Here is a 17,082-nt window from a genome sequence, read left to right on the forward strand (position 1 = left end):
GATTGGGGAGGAGGCTTCGCCGGGGGCTGCCGCCGGGGCGCTTCGCGCTCGGGGCCTTCCTGGTGTGTGTGCCGCTCGCCCTCGCTCTGCTCGGGCCACTGGTCGCGGGCGGGCCCGGACCGCGGGCCGCGTCGTTCACGCTCGGCGACGGGCACTGGCTGGGCACCGACTTCGTGGGACGTGACGTGTGGCGTCAGGTGCTGCTCGGCGGCCGGCCCGTGGTGGTCGTCGCGCTCACGGCGACGGCGTTGGCGTATCTCGTGGCGCTGCCGCTCGGGCTGATCAGTGCGCTGACCCACCGAACCTGGCTGGAGGAGACGCTGATGCGGCCGCTGGACGTGCTGCTGGCCGTGCCGTCGCTGTTGATGATCCTTCTGGTGGCGTCCGTGTTCTCGCCCGGGGCCGCCGGGCTCGCACTGCTGGTGGCGCTCGTGAACATCCCGGACGCGGCCCGGATCGTGCGGGCCACCGCGGCCGACGTGGCCTCTCGGCCGGCGGTGGAGGCGCTGCGGATGCAGGGCGAGTCGTGGTGGCGGATCGCCGTGGGCCATGTGGGGCGGTCGATCCTGCGGCCGCTCGCCGCCGACGCGGGGATACGGCTGACCGGCGTGCTGTACCTGGTGGCCACGGCCGCGTTCCTGGGCATCGGGGTGGCGCCGGACGCATCCGACTGGGCGGTGATGGTGGACCGCAACCGTACGGGGATGTTCGTGCAGCCCTGGGCCGTGGTCGTCCCGGCGCTGCTGATCGTCGCGCTGACGATGGGGTGCAACCTGCTCTTCGACGCGGCACTCAGGACCGACCGCGCGGTTGTCCGAGGCGCCCTTGAGGACGACGCCCCGCGCGGGACACCTCCTGGCGCCCGCGCCCCGGCATGCACTTCTGCCTCTGCTGGTGCTGATGCTCGAACGAAGGAGCCGCGTTCATGAGCGGGCCGACTGCGGTCGCGGAGATCGATGAACTGACCGTGGAGGTCGGCGGCCGACGCATCGTCGACGGGGTGAGCCTGCGGGTCCTGCCCGGGAGGGTGACCGCGCTGGTCGGGGCCTCCGGCAGCGGCAAGACGACCACGGGGCGTGCCCTGCTGGGCGACTTCCCGCCGGGAGCCCGCGTCAGCGGCCGTGTGCGGGTCGAGGAGGCGTTGGTCGGATACGTCCCGCAGCACCCGGCGGCGGTGCTCAATCCCGCACGGCGGGTCGGTGCGCTGCTGCACGACATCGCACGCGGTCAGGTGCGCGAGCTGCCTCGCAGCGAACGGCGGACTGCGGCCCGCGAGCGCGTCCTGAAGGCGCTCGAAACGGCCCAACTGCCGGAGGGGACCGCGCTGTTGCGACGATTTCCGCATCAGCTCTCGGGCGGCCAGCAGCAGCGGGTCGTGCTCGCCCAGGCGCTGTTGCTGGGCGCTCGGGTCGTCGTCGCGGACGAGCCCACCACCGGGCAGGACGTGCTCACGAAGCGCCGGGTCGTCGAGGAACTGGCGGCGGTGGCGGCGCGAGGGATCGGAGTCGTCCTGCTCAGTCACGACCTGGAGACCGTACGCGCGCTCGCCGACGAGGTGCTGGTCATGCGGGACGGCCGAGTCGTGGAATCCGGCCCGACGGAACAGGTGTGGCTGGCTCCCTCGCATCCGTGGACACAGCAACTCCTGGCGGAACAGCCGGTGTTGGCGGAGTTCGCCCCGGCGGGCCCTCGCCCGGAGGCGGTACTGCGGGTCCGCGGTCTCCGTGCCCGTCACCGGGCCGGGGACGAGGTGCTGCGTGTCCCGGAACTCACGGTGCGCCCCGACGAGTGCCTTGCCGTCCTCGGCCGCTCGGGCAGCGGGAAGACGACCCTCGCCCGCTGCATGGCCGGACTCCATCGCACGTACGAGGGAGAGGTGCTGCTCGACGGAGTGGCGCTGCAGCGCAGTCTGCGTGACCGGGGGCGGACTCGGCTCGCCGCCGTGCAGTACGTCTTCCAGGACGCGCGCGCCTCCTTCGACGAGCATCGGCCGATACTCGACCAGGTGGCTCGGACAGCGGTGCGTCTGCGCGGGATGCCGGTCGCCGCCGCCCGGGCCGAGGCGTCTCGGACGCTCGACGGACTCGGCCTGCCGGGCGAGTTGACGCGACGTACTCCCGACCGCCTGTCCGGTGGCGAGCTCCAGCGGGCCGCGCTCGCCAGGGCATTGCTCGCACGGCCGCGGGTCCTGGTGTGCGACGAGATCACCTCCGGACTCGACACGGTCACCCGTCGCGGCATCCTCGGCCTGCTCGCCGGGCTGCTCCGCGACCGCGACGACCTCTGCCTCGTCCTCATCACCCATGACCTGGACACGGCCCGGCTCGCCGCCAGGATCGCGGTGCTGGACGCCGGAGAAGTGGTCGAGCAGGGACCCGCACAGGACATCCTGACGGCGCCCACGCACCCGTTCACCGCCTCACTGGTGCGGTCCGCGACGCGTGCGGCGGCGAGGCCGTGACCGGGCGGACCGCCCCGTGATCCGGCGCGCGTGCACAACTTCCGCGCGCGCGGGGACGGCCAGGGCGCCCGCCGGCCGTGCAGCCACTTCTCCCGAGGCGAGCACCACTGCCTGAGGAGCCGGGGACCGGGGAGAGCGCTCACGGGTGGAGGGGTCCCCCGTGAGTGCCCTCCCCGGACGCGGGTCGCCCGCGGAACCGTCGGCGGGCCGCCCCTCGTGGTGTCGACCGGGTGGGGTGCGGTGTCCGTACGTACGGCTGCGAGGTGGGTGTGCCGCAGCACCGGGGCCGGCCGGTCGAGCGTGCGGTCGGGGCGGGTTGGGGCCTGACAGGCAGGCCCGCGTCCCGGCCGGCCCGGGAGGACCGGTGCGAGCACGTTGGCACCGCGCTCCGGCCGCGTCAACGATCCTTTCCTTTGTCCCGCAGAAATACGACTTACCTGTACGACGGCTGGTTCGGGCGGTGAACGCGGGTCGGCAGGAGGCGTCCGGGCGCGGTGTGTGATCCCCCTGCAGAATGGAGGGCAGGGAGGACATCGAGGCGGGCGTCCCGACGGAGGGACGGACGTGGCGGGCCGACGGCGGCGGGCGGCCCCGGTGCCGCCCCCCTCTGCACCCCGGCGCGACGCGCAGAGCCCCATCGAGCCCCACCGAGCCCCATCGAGATCGGATGAACTCCCCATGGACCTGCGGCCCTTCGGCACCGGCCACGCGACGACGGTGGCGAGCTGGCCGGCCTCCGCCGCGGAGGTGGTGATGTGGTGCGGGCTGCGGGACTTCCCCGTGGCCGGGCCGACGGTCGCGGCGTGGCAGCACGAGCCGGACGTGACGGCCCACGTTCTCGTCGAGGGTGAACAGCTCGTCGGCTACGGGGAGTTGTGGTTCGACGCCGAGGAGGACGAGGTCGAGCTGGCCCGCATCATCGTGGCGCCCGGGGCCCGCGGGCGGGGTCTGGGGCGCGTACTGGTGCGGGGCCTGCTGGCGGAGGCCCGCCACTCCGGCCTCTCGGAGGTGTTCGTCCGGGTGCACCCGGACAACGCCGGCGCTCTGCGCTGTTACCGGGGAGCGGGTTTCGGCCGGGTCGACGCCGAGTCGGCCGAAGCCTGGAACGCCGGGCAGCCGGTCGACTACGTCTGGCTGCGGCACACCTGAGCAGCGGTCCCTGCCGGAAGCACGGGACCGGGACCACGAGAGCCGCGGCACGGGACCGGCGGCACCCAGGTCCGGGCCACCCGCCCGCCCGTCGGAGCGTTCGCGGGGGCCACGAGGGCACCGCGAGCGCAGGCGAGGTGGCGGATCCGCCCGCGTACAGGCCAGAACGTTGGTCCGGCCGGGGGATCTCTGACGTGTCATCAGCGATGCGCCGTGTTTCCCGCTTCCGGATGTGAAAGGGAGTCGGATGCACAACCGATTTGTACGACAATCATTCCGCTCGGAGGATCTCGTATGTCCGCCTCATCGCTCCCCCGTTCCCTCGGCGTCCGCTCCGGCGCCGCAGCCCTCACCGCGTTCGCCCTCGCGGGCACCGCCCTCCTCGGGGCGCCGGCCGCCTTCGCCGCCCCGGGCGACAACGGCGACGTCAAGATCCACGCGGAGACGACGTCCCCGACCGACCAGCGCAACGAGCCGAAGGTCTGCAAGTTCTACCTGGCCGCCTTCAACTTCGACGACGTGCAGGGCATCACGTGGACCATCGAGCCACAGCCCGCGGCCTCTGCCAGCGCCACGCTCAACGGCACCCTCACGCTCCCCATCGGCACGGGCTACACGGACACGCTGGCGCTGCCGGACGGCCAGTACAAGCTCACCTGGAAGATCATGGGCGGGAACGGGGCGGGCAAGAGCAAGGTGTTCAAGGTCGACTGCAAGCCCACCGCGCCGACCAAGCCGCCCGCCACGCCGCCGGCGCCCAACGGCGGCGTGCCCGCGGGCGGCGGCGGTCTCGCCGAGGCACCGACCGTGTCGGCCGTCGCGGCCGCCGGAGCCGTGGGCCTGGTCGGCGTGTCCGGCTTCGTCTACTTCCGGATGCTGCGTCGCCGGCCCGACGGTGCCGCGTAGGCACGCGCCCAGGCCCTGGTACCGCACGCGCGCCTACCGGCTGACGAGAACGGTTGTGCTGGCGTTCTCGCTGGTGGTGGGCGGCATCTGGTGGACAGAGGACGACGGCCGGCCCGCGGGCCCGGTCGCCGCCCCGGCGGCGGAACCCGGGGACGCGAAGGCGTCCCCGGGCCCGCCCGCCTCCGCGACACCGGAGCCCCGGCGCAACCCCGTCCGTACTCCGCCTCCCGTCCGAACACCACCACCCGCCCGGACACCACCCCCCGTCCGCCGTTCCAGCCCGCCGCCCCGGCCGCCGCAGACGCTCCCCCGGTCCAGGCCGACGGGCCTGCACATCCCCTATCTCGGCCTGAAGGCCCCGCTCGTCGGACTTCAGCTGGACCGGCGGCGGCAGCTCACCACCCCGCCCGTCGACAAACCCAATCTGGCCGGCTGGTACGAGGGCGGGCCCTCGCCCGGGGAGCCGGGCACCGCCGTGATGGTCGGCCATCTGGACACCGCCACCGGGCCCGCCGTCTTCGCCGGCCTGAGTACGCTGACACCCGGCCGGCTCGTCGAGGCCCGGCGCGCCGACGGCCGTACCGCCGTCTACGCCGTGGACGCCGTCCGCGTGTACGAGAAGGCGCACTTTCCCAGTCAGGAGGTGTACGGCGCCAGAAAGCGCCCCGAGCTGCGGCTGATCACCTGTGGCGGGACGTACGACCGCAAGACCGGCTACAAGAGCAACGTCGTCGTCTTCGCGCACCTGACGCAGACGCGGGGGCCCTCGCGCCCCGCCTAGAAGTCCGTGCCAGACTCCTGCGGTGACCTCAGCGACGATCGACGCGACGGCATCGGGGAGTTGGCGGCTCGGGGACCTGACGGTCAACCGGCTCGGCTTCGGAACCATGCGGCTGACCGGAAGCGGCACCTTCCACCGGGGCACGCCGAGCGACCGCGACCGGTCGCTCGGCGTGCTCAGGCGTGCGAGGGAACTGGGCGTCAACCACATCGACACCGCGGCCTTCTACTTCTCGTCCCTGCGCTCCGCCAACGAACTGGTCAACTCGGCGCTGGCCCCCTACCCGGACGACCTGGTCATCGTCACCAAGGTGGGCCCGGGACGCGACCCGTCCGGCGAGTGGCTCCCCGCGGCCAGGCCGGAGCAGTTGCGCGGCCAGGTGGAGGAGAACCTGCGCCAGCTCGGCCGGGACCACCTCGACGTCGTCAACTACCGGACACACGGCCGCCATTCGGTCGCCGAACACTTCGGCGCGCTGGCCGAACTGCGCGCGGCCGGACTCGTCCGCCACCTCGGCCTGTCCGACGTCGGCCCCGAGCAGCTCGCCGAGGCGCGGGCCATCGCACCCGTCGTCTGCGTGCAGAACCGGTACGCCCTGGGCACCCGCACCACCGAGGACGACGACGTCCTGCGGATCTGCGGTGAACTGGGCATCGCCTTCGTCCCGTTCTTCGCCATCGCCGGCGAAGGCGGAGCCAGGGGGGCGGTGGACACGGCCGACTCCGGGGTCCGTGCCGTCGCCCGCGCGCACGGGGCGACGCCCGCGCAGATCCGGCTCGCGTGGACGCTGCACCGTGGGCCGCACGTCCTGGCGATCCCGGGTACCGGCGATCCGGACCACCTCGTCGAGAACGTGGCCGCGGGTGCGATCCGTCTGTCGGACGACGAAGTCGCCCGGCTCGTCTGACGGCGGGGCGGATCCGGCATGGGAGACAGCACTCTGTGGGTGGCCGCGCTGACGGCCGCGACCGCGGTCCTCGCGAGCTGGGTGACCAGCCACGGCACCGCCCGGGCGGCACGCATCCAGGCGGACGCGGCCGCCGCGACCGTGCAGGCGGACCGCCTCCGGGCTGCCCGGCGCGCGGCGTACGTCGACCTCATCGAGCAGGCCCAGCGCATGGGGGACCTGTACTGGAAGGTGACCGACGCACACGAGATCGGTGACGCCGACGAGCGTCTGGAGACGCTGCGGGAGCTGCGGATACGCCTTCGGGGCGAGTACGCCGTGCTGCGCCAACGGGTCTGGGTGGCTGATCTGGAGGGCCCGCCGGAGGTCGCCTCGGCCGCGGACCGGCTGCGCCGCGCCACCGGTGACAACTACCGCGCGCTCGGTGCGATGATCGCCGGTGAGGAGGGCGCGGGCCTGCGGTTCAAGGACTGCTACGCCCCCTTCTGGGAGTCGGTCGTGCAGTTCGTCGGCGTCGCCCGCACCGCCCTGCACGGCACACGTGCCCCGTAGTGCCGTGACAGGCACCGCTCGTGTCCTCGGGACGCCCGGCACGGTCATCGGTCGCGCCGGTGCACCGAGGCCACGGCGACGACGGCCGCGACCGGGGGCGTGCCGGCCCCACAGGACGGCCTGGGCCGGACCGAACGAGACTGCCGAGACAGCCAGCCCGAACACGTCGTGACGACCGGCACCACGCACACCTTCGCCACCGTCACCGAACGGCGGGCCGGTACGGCGGCGAACGGGGTGTGGCTCGTCATCATGGCGTACGCGTCGGGGCCGGTGGCGTCGGGTCGTCGAGGGACCTGAGCCAGGTGGTCAGGAGCCGGTTCACCTCGTCGGGGCGCTCCTGCTGGACCCAGTGGCCGCAGCCCTCGACGAGGTGCGAGGAGACCAGGCCGGGGAGGGTGCTGGGGAACGCCTCGATCGCGTCGGCCAACCACGTGATGGAGGTGTCGAGTTCACCGGCGACGAAGAGGGACGGCTGGGTGACGGGGGCGCCGTCCCAGTCTGCGAGATCCTCCCAGTCGCGGTCGATGTTGCGGTAGCGGTTGAGCGCTCCGGTGAGTCCGGTCCGCTCGAACTCGGCTGCGCAGTAGTCGAGTTGCTCATCCGTCAGCCAGGTCGGGCGGTCCTTCACGAAGCGGTCGGAGAGCCTGCCGCCCTTCGGGACGAAGAAGACCGAGCCGTCGCCCGACGCCGGCATCGTGTCGCCGGCCAGCGTGGCGTAGAAGCCGGCCAGCCATCCGCGTACGTCCTGCTCGATCTCCGCCTCCGCACGGCCCGGCTCCTGGAAGTGGCTGACGTAGAACTCCTCGTCCCCGCCGATCATGGCGAAGGCGTCGGTCGGCCGCAGGGCGCCCCGCGGCGCGTACGGCACTCCGAGCAGCCCCACGGCGGAGAAGACGTCGGGCCTGAGCAGGGCGGAGTCGGCGGCGATCGTCGAGCCCCAGTCGTGGCCGACGATCACGGCGGTCTCCTCGCCGAGCGCCCGGACGACCGCCACGTTGTCCTCGACATGGGCCCCGATCCGGTACGCCTCCACGGCGTCGGGGGACGAGGAGCGGCCGTATCCGCGTACGTCGATCGCGACCGCGCGGTAGCCCGCCCCGGCGAGGGCGGGGAGCTGGTGGCGCCAGGAGTGCCAGAGCTCGGGAAAGCCGTGGACCAGCAGGACCAGTGGGCCGGCGCCCTGCTCGACCAGGTGGATGCGACCGCCGGGAACGTCCACCGTTCGATGCTGGGCGTCCGCCGGTGTGAACGGACTGACGGCCTGCTGCATACGTCCTCCTCGGCGTGGGGTGTGCTCCTGCCGATCATCGGTGCGCCCGCGCGGAGGTGCGAGGGGCGTTGCCGTTTCGGCAAATGCGCGCCGAGGGGGACGGGCACCGCCGTGGACGCGGCCCGCTCAGGAAGGTCGCCTTCGGAAGTGCGACCGAACAGCCGGGCCGCTCGGTGAACCGGAGCGCGCGACGGCACGTACTGAAGGAGGGCGTTCACCTCGCGGGAGCGCCCGCAGAGGTGACGCTGTGTCAGGACAGTCGCACGGGAGCCGTGGATGAGGCATGCACGACGTAATGTTCAGCGAATCGCACGGTTCGCCGCCATCGGCGGGCTGGCCTGCGGAGGGCTGATGGTCTCGCAGGCCATGGCGAGCGAGACGTCGGGCGATCCGAAGACCCCGAACGCCCAGACCCGGGCCGCCGAGACGGGCCGGGACCTGGTCGCCGAACTGGGCACATCACGTACGGCGGGGGCCTGGATCGACGCCGAGGGGCGGCCGGTGGTCGCGGTGACGGACGAGAAGGCCGCGGCCGACGTGCGTGGTGCGGGCGCCGTCGCCAAGGTCGTCCGCTACACCATGCAGGACCTCAAGTCCGCCACCGAGACGCTGAAGGACGCTCCCAAGGTGGCCGGTACCTCCTGGGCGATGGACTACTCGGCCAACCAGGTGGTGGTGCGCGCCGACAGCACCGTCTCCGCGGCCGAGTGGGCGCGGATGACCGCCGTAGCCGAGGGCATCGGCAAGTCCGTGCGCATGGAGCGGACGGAGGGCACGTTCACCCCGCGGCTCAACGGCGCCGACTCGCTCTTCGCGGGCTCGGGACGCTGCTCCGCGGGTTTCAACGTGACGAACGGACAGAGCAACTTCATCCTCACGGCCGGCCACTGCGGCCCCGTGGGCACGACGTGGTTCTCGGACCAGCAGGGAAGCAACCTGGTCGGGTCTACCGTCTCCGGCTCGTTCCCCGGCGGTGACTTCTCGCTCGTGGCGTACAGCCCCGGCACCACCCTCGAAGGCGCCGACATCGTGGCCGTCGGCAACGGCCAGGGCGTACGGATCACGGGGGCGGCCGATCCGGCCGTCGGCCAGAAGGTCTTCCGCAGCGGCAGCACGACCGGCCTCCAGTCCGGCGAGGTGACCGGATTAAACGCCACGGTGAACTACCCGCAGGGCACCGTCACCGGGCTCATCGAGACCACGGTGTGCGCCGAACCGGGCGACAGCGGCGGTCCGATGTTCGCCGACGGAGTGGCCCTGGGTGTCACCTCCGGCGGCAGCGGGGACTGCCAGGCCGGCGGTACGACGTTCTTCCAGCCGGTGACCAAGGCACTGGACTCGCTCGGGGTGAAGCTGGCGAGCGATCCCGGAGCGGCCGGTCAGGCGGCGCCCCCGTCCGGAAGCACCGGTGACGCGGGCGCGGCGGTGCCTCCTGGCACCGCGTCCACCGCCCCCGGAGCTGCCCTGCCGGGGGCCATGGGACCGGTGGAAACGGTTCCCGAGGGCCAGACCGACAGCACGGTCTCGGCGCTGGAACGGCTCGGCGAGTACAGGAACCTCGGGCCCGGACTGTTCGTCATCGCCGGCAGCCTGCTCGCGCTGGTGGCGTTGCGGATCCGTTCGGAGCGGGGTCGCAAGCGCTACCGCAGCCAGTACTCGCAGAGCTGGGGCTGACCGGGGCGCGTCAGCCGATCAGCGACAGCCGGTGGCCGGCACCCCTGCAACGACCGGTACCGGCCGTTGCCTTCCGTCGTGGCGGCGTCGGCGGGCCATGGAATCCGGGCGTCGACGTCACCCGTGTGACGGCCCGCGGCCGGTGAGCGGCTCGGGCGGTTTACTGGAGGCATGACGAGTCCCAGCCACCACACCGGTCAGGTCCCCGCCGACGCGGCAGCCGACGAAGACCGTGCCCCCGTCGTCGTCGGCACCCCGGGTTCCTTCGCCCGCGGCGTGCTGGACGAACGGCACCCGGCCCTCATCGAGCGGGTGCGGCGGGCCACCCCGTACCCACCCGGGCAGCGGCGCGCCCTGGACGCCCTCCTCGACGAGATCACCAAGGGGGCCGTCGAGCGGCTCGACGCGGACGAACCCGGCGCGGAGCACTGGCAGGACGAGCCGTACTACGGACAGAGCTGGGCCGACGTCCCGTTCCTCTGGGCGGAGAGCTTCTTCTACCGCAAACTCCTCGCGGCCCTGGGCCACTTCGCCCCGGGCCCCTGGCAGGGCATCGACCCCTTCGCCCCTTTCAAGAACGCCGAACTGGCGGGCTCCGCCGTCGACGACGAACTGTCCGCGCTCGACCGACTCCCCGGGCTCCCGCCAAAGGAGCGGGACCGGACGCTCCTGCTGTCCTCCCTCTGGGGCAACCGTGCCGACCTCGGCTTCCGACTGTCCGCGGGCGCGGCCGGGCTGGCGGACCGGGTGCAGGGACTCGTCGTCGACGACTCGGAGGCACTGTGGGAGGTCCTCTCGGCCGCGGCCGCGGGCAGGGTCTGCCTCGTCGCCGACAACGCCGGCCCCGAACTGCTCCCCGACCTCGTCCTCGCCGATCACCTGCTCACCACCGGGCGGGCAGCCTCCGTCGTCCTGCACCTCAAGCCGTACCCGTACTACGTATCCGACGCCACCACCGCCGACACCCTCGCCTGCCTCGACCGTCTGGCCGAGGCGCCCGGCCGTGCCGCGGAGGTGGGCGGACGCCTGCGTCAGGCCGTGGGCGACGGGCAGCTCGTTCTGCGTGCTCACCCGTTCTCCTGTGCGCCGCACCCCTACGACCGGATGCCCGACGACCTCCGGGAGGACTTCGCGTCCGCCACACTCACCGTCATGAAGGGCGACCTCAACTACCGCCGCCTGGTGGGCGACCGGCACTGGCCGGCCACCACGCCGTTCGGCGAGGCCACCGCGTACTTCCCCGGCCCGGTGGCGGCGCTGCGGACGCTCAAGTCGGACGTGGTGACCGGCCTGGCACCCCGGACGGTCGAGGAGCTGGACGCGGGCGCGCAGGCCTGGCGCACGAGCGGGACCCATGCCCTGATCCAGGTCGAAGCCTGACCGTTCCGTCGGTGAGGAGATCCGGCGCGGCCGGCCGTCGCGTTCCTCACCGGGTCCGCTCTACGGATGGCCCGCCGTGTCCGGGGCGCCCGGTCCCACCGGGGCCGGACGCCTTCCGTCGCCCGACACGGCGGGCAGCCCCGCGCCCAGCAGCGCACCGAGCGCGGCGACGGCGGCGAGCACGACCAGCGCGGCACCGGGCGCCGGGACATCGTCGGGCGTGAGCGCCGTGGCCAGGGCCACTCCGAGCAGAGGCCCGATGTTCATCGCGGTCTGCTGGAGGCCGCCCGACACGCCCGCCGCCTCCACGGACGCCGCCCGTACGACGACCGTGGTGGCGGTGACCATCACGGAGACGAAACCGGCGCCGAGCAGCAGGAAACAGCCGCCGATCGCCACGGAACCCGACGTGGGACCGAGGCGGGACATCAGGAGGGCGGCGAGAGCGACGAGGAGCATGCCCGCCACGGCGGTCCGGCGCGGACCGTGGCGGCGGAACAGCACGGCGGAGACGGGCGCGCCGACCACCGTCATGAAGGCGAGCGGCAGCGCGTGCACGCTGCCCAGCAACGGGTCCAGGCCCCGCACGTCCTGCAGGTAGTACGTGCCGAGGAACAACGCGCCGAACATCGCCGCCGACACCGCCAGCAGCATCCCGAGCGCCGAGACGACCGTCGCCGAACGGACCACGTCGGGCGGGATCAGCGGTTCGGCCGCACGGCGTTCGTGGCGGACGAAGGCGGCGCAGGCGGCCACCGTGCACAGGACTCCCAGACCGGTGGCGGCCGTCCCGCCGGAGTCCGGCCCTGCGACGAGGGTGTGGACCAGGCAGATCAGCGTCACCCCCAGGAGGACGGCGCCCGGCAGGTCCAGGCGTACGTCCGAGGTGTTCGCCGGTGCGCGTCCGACGAGAGCGAGGGCGCCGGCCGCCAGCGCGGGGATCACGCTCAGGAAGAAGACCGACCGCCAGCCGAAGTGGGCGACCAGCGCGCCGCCGAGGAGGGGACCGAGCGCGGCGGCCGCTCCGATCGCGCTGGTGCGCAGGGCGACGGGCATGCCGAGCCGGTCGGGCGGATAGGCGGCGCGCAGCATTCCCAGGGTGGCCGGCTGCAGCAGCGCACCGAAGGCTCCCTGCACGACACGCAGGGCGACGACCCAGCCGATGCCTGGAGCCAGGCCGATGGCCGCCGAGGCCAGGGCGAAGCCGAGCACGCCGACGGTGAAGACCCGCCGGTGTCCGTAGCGGTCCCCGAGGCGGCCGGCGAGGACGAGCAGGCCCGCGACCGCGATGAGATAGCCGGTGCTGGTCCACTGGACCTGCGCGAGTGAGGCGTCGAGGTCGTGCCGCAGTGTGGGCTGGGCGACGGTCAGCACGGTTCCGTCGAGGGCCACGACCCCGGCGCCCGTGACGCCGGCCGCGAGCGTGAGGTGCTGACGGCGTGCCGGGTTCACCGGGGTTCCGGGCCGAGGTGGGCCTCCAGGGCGGACCGTACGAAGGGTTCGACGCCGTCCGCTCCGGTCGCGAGCCGGAGGCTGCCCCATCCCCACAGCTGGACGATGCCGTGCAGGTTCGCCCAGAGGGCGCCCGCGACCTCCGGGGCCCGCACGTCGGGGCGGGCCCGGCTCACCAGGTCCGCGAGGGAGGCGAAGAGGGGCAGGCTCGTCTCGCGCAGTCCCAGGCTGTCGCTCTCCAGCAGGTCGTGGCGGAACATCAGCTCGTACATACCGCGGCGGGACAGGCCGAAGTCGACGTAGAGCCCTGCCAGCGCCGCGAGTTGGGCGCGCGGCCCCTCCTCGTCGTCGCGCAGCCGCTCGGCGACGAGGGTCCCCAGTTCGGCGAAGCCCTCGCGCGCGATGGCGGACAGCAGCTCCAGGTGGGTCGGGAAGTGGCGGCGCGGCGCGCCGTGCGACACACCCGCCCTGCGGGCGATCTCCCGCAGGGACAGGGCCTGCACGCCTTCCTCCGCCACCAGATCGACGCCGACGGCCACCAGCCGGGCCCGCAGGCCCATTTCCTGTTCGCTCATAGACACTGTCTACCAGCCGGACGTAGACAGTGTCTACTTGCAAGTGGCGGCGCCCGCCCCGTCGTTGCGCGGGGCCCTGGAATCGCCGTCGCGGGCACCGCATACCATCACCGTGATGAGCAGCCGGAGGCCCCAGCGAGCGCGCCGCGTCACGCGGGACGCGGCGCTGTGCCCTGCCCTGGCCGTGCTGCTCGCGGTGCTGGTGACGTGCCTGGGCTACGTGCCGTCGCACGGCCTGGCGGCGCCGCCTTCCGTACCGGTGACCGCCGTCTCCGTCGCCCACGAAAGGCTGGGCTCCCCCGCCGAGCACGACCAGTGCTGCGGCCTGCCCACCCGGGAATCGCGCGCGGTGCTCCCCGTGGGAGCGCATCCGCTGCCCGCGGTGCCGGCACGGATGCCGGTCGTGGCCCGCCCGGCCCGTGCCTCGCGCGCCCCCGTGCCGCCGCCCGCGCACGGGGCTCCGGACCTCCACGTCCTCCAGGTGCAGCGGATCTAGGCCGGCGTCCGTACGACGCCGTCCGTCAGACCCCTCACCCACCGCCGCCCGGACGATCCGCAGCGGCGGGGACTAGGAACGCATCCCCATGAGCAGAACCAGCAAGAAGTCGGCCGCCACGGCCCGCAAGGCACGCATCGAGGAGATACGCCGCGCCGAGAAGGCCCGCGAGCGCAGGAACCGCATCCTGACCATCACGGTCAGCACGGTCATCGTCGCGGGACTCGTCGGTTTCGGCGCGTACTACCTGGACCGGGCGAACGACAAGGACGAGCAGCGGCAGGCCGCCGCGAAGAAGCCCGTCAAGGGCGAGAAGTCCTGGAACGCGAAGAAGCTGACGCAGAACCACGTCACGAAGTCCGTGTCGTACCCGATGAACCCGCCGGTCGGCGGCGACCACCACCAGGCATGGATGACGTGTGACGGCTCGGTCTACACGAAGGCGATACCGAACGAGAACGCGGTGCACTCGCTGGAGCACGGCGCGGTCTGGATCACGTACAACGACAAGGCCGCGGACGCCGACGTGAAGACGCTGGCCGACAAGGTCGCCAAGACCCCGTACACGCTGATGAGCCCGGTGAAGGAGCAGGCCGGAGCCCTCATGCTGTCGGCCTGGGGCAAGCAGCTGACCGTGGAGAAGGCGTCCGACCCGCGCGTCCAGCAGTTCCTCACGAAGTACGTGCAGGGCGCGCAGACGCCGGAGCCGGGGGCCGCCTGCGCGGGCGGCATCGACGCCTCCTGACGCCTCGGCGCCGCGAGCGCCGAGCCGTCGTCGGCCGGCCGCGCGTCTACGCCCGCCTCGGCCGGGCGGGCGTGGACGCCCCGGTCGTGCCGGGCGGCTGACCCGCGGTGGCGTGCCCGCCGGCCGTCGGTGGGTCCGCCGCTCCCGGCGACAGCAGCCAGGTCAGTACGAGCATGGTCTCCAGGTGGCGTTCGGGGTCGGGGCAGGCGCCGTCGGTGAGCTGGGTGATCTGGCGCAGGCGGTAGCGGACCGTCTGCTCGTGGACGTGCAGGCGGTACGCGGTGAGGACGGCGTTGTCACCGCAGCGCAGGTAGACCAGGAGGGTTTCGAGGAGCGGTTCCCGGCGGCGGGCCGGGAGGGCGAGAAGCGGTCCGAGGAGCTCCGCGGCGGCGGCTTCGAGGAGATCGCCCGACCTGAACGCGGTGAGCGCCGCCACGTGGTCGACGCAGCGCAGGGGCGCCGCGGCGGGCAGTGTGCCGCGCTCGACCAGTGCCAGACCGCGCCGCGCCCATCGGAGGGAGACCGCGCCCCGGTCGGGCGGAACGACGGGACCGAGGGCGGCACCGACGGTTCTTGGAAGCCAACGTGGCCCGGGTGTACGGGGGTTGGGGAGGACGAGGTAGGGAGCGGCGGGGCTCCGGTCGGCGAGCACCTCCGGTGGCAGCACATGCGTCTGCGGATGGTCGCCCGGTGGCAGGGCGAGGACGGCGAGCGTGCCCGGCAGCCGCCAGTCGGCCGCCGCGGCCAGCTCCGCGAGCGGCCGGGGCCGGCCGTCGGGGTCGGCGACCAGGGCGTCCCGCAGCCGGTCCCGCTGCACGTCGAGCGGGGCCCGGTGGCGCTCCTCGGCGTAGCCGCGCGAGGCGGCCGCGACGGCCGTCTTGATCAGGGCGAAGGTGTCCTCGGTGAGCGTCGCCAGCAGGGGCGCGGGCCAGTGCAGCCGGTACGCGTCCTTGATGAGCCGTCGGCACGCCACCCGCCCCGCCAGGTCGAGGGCGTCGCGCAGCACGTCGAGCGAGCAGCCGAGGCGGCCGTGCCGGGCGCCGATGCGCTCGTACAGGGCGATGATCTCGGCCGTGGCGACCGAGCCGGGGCGGGTGGCGTCGTGGACCGAGACGAAGCAGCTGACGGTGCGGTCGATGATCTGGCGCAGCGAGTAGCCGTGCGTCCCGTCGACGAGGTGCGTGTAGTGCGGCAGACCGGAGCGGACGGCCTCCTCCATCTCGTCGACGGCGTCCGGCATGTACCGCAGCAGCATCCTGCGCATGTCGCCCGGAAGCGGCTCGGCGTCCTGTGTGCCCATGGCCTGTGCGTGTGTGGGGGTCATGGTGCCTCCCGTGGGTTCCCGTGGGGCTGACCGAGCCTGCGGGACCCGTGTGACGTACACCAGATTCCGCGCGCGGACCGGCGACGAAAGTGTCACCCGCCTTACACTCCGGTCCACGACGACTCACCGTTCCGTGCTAGGCCCTGGCGGGCGTACCGGGTGTGAGCGCGCGCGAGATCGCAAGGCAGGCGGGAGTTCGACCACAGGCCCCCAGTGAGGGAGTTGGACGTGTCAGCTGTCGATCCGCTCTTGTCCAGGCGCCCGTGGCACGACCTGCCTCCGGGGCTCGCTCCGCTGCTCCGGGCCCGTCTCCCGGAGATCACCACGGAGATGGTCCAGGCCATCCGAAGAGAGGTGCGCGGCTACCGGCAGCCCATCGGCTCGGCCGTCGCGCAGGACCTCGCCGAGGCGGTGCGGCTGGCGGCCACCCAGTTCACCGAACTGGTGGAGGAACCGGACGGGCCGCAGCAGCACTACGTGCCGCGTTTCCGGCGGCTGGGCAGACTGGAGTACCTGAGCGGCCGGGGCATGGACGGGCTCCAGGCCGCCTACCGGATCGGGGCCCGGGTGGCGTGCCGCCGCTATGTGGACGTGGCGCGGGACGCCGCGTTCTCCGGTGAGATAGCGGTCCCGCTGAGCGAGGCCGTGCTCACCCACATCCACGCGCTCGCCGAGGAGTCGGTGGCGGGTTTCGAGGAGGCCAGGGCCGGAGCCGCCGACGAGGTGCTGCGCACCCGTCGTCTGCTTGCGGCACGCCTGCTGGAACGCCACCGTGATCCACTCGCGGAGCCGCTGCCCGACCTCGCCCGCAGGGCCGCCTGGCCGCTGCCGGAACGGGTCCGGTGCGCGGTCCTGCCGGCCTCCGCCGACGTGAGCGTGGTCGACGAGGACGTGCTGCGCGTGAGCCGGGGCGGTGAGCTGCACCTGGTGGTGCCCGGTGGAGGGCTGCTGAGTGCCCTTCAGGGGTCGGACGCGGCGGTGGGCCCGAGTGTCGCGCTGGACGAGGCGTGGGTGTCGCTGCACTGCGCCCGGCTGGGGCTGCGCCTCGGACGGCTCAGGGCCGAGGACCATCTCGCGGACGTGCATCTCCTGCACGGTGCGCCGATCGGGGACCTCCTGGCCCACCAGGTGCTCGATCCCCTGCGTGCCCTGCCGCCGGGCAAGGCGGCGCGGCTCACGGACACACTCGAAGCGCTGCTGGCCTCCGGCGGACGCACGGCTCCGGAGGTGGCCGCCGCCCTGGGCATCCATCCCCAGACCGCCCGCAACCGGCTGCGCCAGCTGGCCGCCCTGTACGGCGAGAAGCTGGGCGATCCCGCATTCCGGTTCGACGCGCAGCTCGCGCTGCGCACCAGGTCAGTGCGCCGTTCCTTGCTGTCCTGACAAAATCCCGTACGGAATTCAGCA

16 protein-coding genes are annotated in these 17,082 nt (G+C 73.2%); 12 read left to right on the forward strand and 4 right to left on the reverse strand.

The window, feature by feature from the left end:
* Positions 1 to 26 precede the first annotated feature (26 nt).
* The 7 genes from O1Q96_RS29615 to O1Q96_RS29645 all read left to right on the forward strand — a co-directional run bounded on the left by O1Q96_RS29615 (position 27) and on the right by O1Q96_RS29645 (position 6,756).
* Entirely contained in the window at positions 27 to 929 is a 903-nt protein-coding gene (locus tag O1Q96_RS29615; protein ID WP_269253768.1) for an ABC transporter permease, read from the forward strand.
* Complete coding sequence (locus O1Q96_RS29620; RefSeq protein ID WP_269251076.1) at positions 926 to 2,461, forward strand: ABC transporter ATP-binding protein; 1,536 nt, start codon at positions 926 to 928, stop codon at positions 2,459 to 2,461. Before O1Q96_RS29615 ends, O1Q96_RS29620 begins: the two co-directional genes overlap by 4 nt.
* 678 nt (positions 2,462 to 3,139) lie before the next feature.
* Positions 3,140 to 3,610, forward strand: coding sequence for a GNAT family N-acetyltransferase (locus tag O1Q96_RS29625; protein ID WP_269251077.1), 471 nt, complete (start codon positions 3,140 to 3,142; stop codon positions 3,608 to 3,610).
* A 294-nt stretch (positions 3,611 to 3,904) separates the two neighbouring features.
* On the forward strand, positions 3,905 to 4,516 hold the full coding sequence (locus O1Q96_RS29630; protein WP_269251078.1) for a hypothetical protein: 612 nt from the start codon (positions 3,905 to 3,907) through the stop codon (positions 4,514 to 4,516).
* 55 nt (positions 4,517 to 4,571) lie between these two features.
* The gene (locus O1Q96_RS29635) at positions 4,572 to 5,297 is read left to right on the forward strand and encodes a class F sortase (RefSeq protein ID WP_419586967.1); all 726 of its coding nucleotides are present in this window, start codon (positions 4,572 to 4,574) and stop codon (positions 5,295 to 5,297) included.
* Between the two features lie 22 nt (positions 5,298 to 5,319).
* A complete protein-coding gene (locus O1Q96_RS29640) occupies positions 5,320 to 6,204 on the forward strand; it encodes an oxidoreductase (RefSeq protein WP_269251080.1) in 885 nt (294 codons plus the stop codon).
* Between the two features lie 18 nt (positions 6,205 to 6,222).
* Positions 6,223 to 6,756 (forward strand): hypothetical protein, encoded by a 534-nt coding sequence (locus O1Q96_RS29645; RefSeq protein ID WP_269251081.1) that lies wholly within the window; start codon positions 6,223 to 6,225, stop codon positions 6,754 to 6,756.
* Between the two features lie 250 nt (positions 6,757 to 7,006).
* Here O1Q96_RS29645 and O1Q96_RS29650 read toward each other — a convergent pair whose 3' ends face one another.
* Positions 7,007 to 8,029 carry an alpha/beta fold hydrolase gene (locus tag O1Q96_RS29650; protein WP_269251082.1) on the reverse strand — a complete coding sequence of 341 codons (1,023 nt, stop codon included), beginning with the start codon at positions 8,027 to 8,029 and terminating at the stop codon, positions 7,007 to 7,009.
* Positions 8,030 to 8,305: 276 nt separating this feature from the next.
* Here O1Q96_RS29650 and O1Q96_RS29655 point away from each other — a divergent pair, with 276 nt between their 5' ends.
* Positions 8,306 to 9,703: a S1 family peptidase gene (locus O1Q96_RS29655; protein WP_269251083.1), complete on the forward strand. Its 1,398-nt coding sequence runs from the start codon at positions 8,306 to 8,308 to the stop codon at positions 9,701 to 9,703.
* A 171-nt stretch (positions 9,704 to 9,874) separates the two neighbouring features.
* Positions 9,875 to 11,083: a damage-control phosphatase ARMT1 family protein gene (locus tag O1Q96_RS29660; RefSeq protein ID WP_269251084.1), complete on the forward strand. Its 1,209-nt coding sequence runs from the start codon at positions 9,875 to 9,877 to the stop codon at positions 11,081 to 11,083.
* A 60-nt stretch (positions 11,084 to 11,143) separates the two neighbouring features.
* On the opposite strand, the gene O1Q96_RS29665 is transcribed toward O1Q96_RS29660, so the two are convergent.
* Together O1Q96_RS29665 and O1Q96_RS29670 are read right to left on the reverse strand one after the other, a co-directional pair.
* Positions 11,144 to 12,535 carry an MFS transporter gene (locus O1Q96_RS29665; protein ID WP_269251085.1) on the reverse strand — a complete coding sequence of 464 codons (1,392 nt, stop codon included), beginning with the start codon at positions 12,533 to 12,535 and terminating at the stop codon, positions 11,144 to 11,146.
* Positions 12,532 to 13,110 carry a TetR/AcrR family transcriptional regulator gene (locus tag O1Q96_RS29670; protein ID WP_269251086.1) on the reverse strand — a complete coding sequence of 193 codons (579 nt, stop codon included), beginning with the start codon at positions 13,108 to 13,110 and terminating at the stop codon, positions 12,532 to 12,534. Before O1Q96_RS29670 ends, O1Q96_RS29665 begins: the two co-directional genes overlap by 4 nt.
* A gap of 115 nt (positions 13,111 to 13,225) precedes the next feature.
* Here O1Q96_RS29670 and O1Q96_RS29675 point away from each other — a divergent pair, with 115 nt between their 5' ends.
* Both O1Q96_RS29675 and O1Q96_RS29680 read left to right on the forward strand, forming a co-directional pair.
* On the forward strand, positions 13,226 to 13,606 hold the full coding sequence (locus O1Q96_RS29675; protein ID WP_269251087.1) for a hypothetical protein: 381 nt from the start codon (positions 13,226 to 13,228) through the stop codon (positions 13,604 to 13,606).
* Between the two features lie 88 nt (positions 13,607 to 13,694).
* A complete protein-coding gene (locus tag O1Q96_RS29680) occupies positions 13,695 to 14,351 on the forward strand; it encodes a thioredoxin-like domain-containing protein (RefSeq protein ID WP_269251088.1) in 657 nt (218 codons plus the stop codon).
* 46 nt (positions 14,352 to 14,397) lie between these two features.
* Here the strand turns inward: O1Q96_RS29680 and O1Q96_RS29685 are convergent, their stop codons facing one another.
* The gene (locus tag O1Q96_RS29685; RefSeq protein WP_269251089.1) at positions 14,398 to 15,675 is read right to left on the reverse strand and encodes a PucR-like N-terminal domain-containing protein; all 1,278 of its coding nucleotides are present in this window, start codon (positions 15,673 to 15,675) and stop codon (positions 14,398 to 14,400) included.
* A gap of 228 nt (positions 15,676 to 15,903) precedes the next feature.
* On the opposite strand from O1Q96_RS29685, the gene O1Q96_RS29690 reads away from it, so the two are divergent.
* The gene (locus O1Q96_RS29690) at positions 15,904 to 17,058 is read left to right on the forward strand and encodes a PucR-like N-terminal domain-containing protein (RefSeq protein ID WP_269251090.1); all 1,155 of its coding nucleotides are present in this window, start codon (positions 15,904 to 15,906) and stop codon (positions 17,056 to 17,058) included.
* Positions 17,059 to 17,082 lie beyond the last annotated feature (24 nt).

It is taken from the genome of Streptomyces aurantiacus (genome assembly GCF_027107535.1).
Classification (GTDB): Bacteria; Actinomycetota; Actinomycetes; order Streptomycetales; family Streptomycetaceae; genus Streptomyces.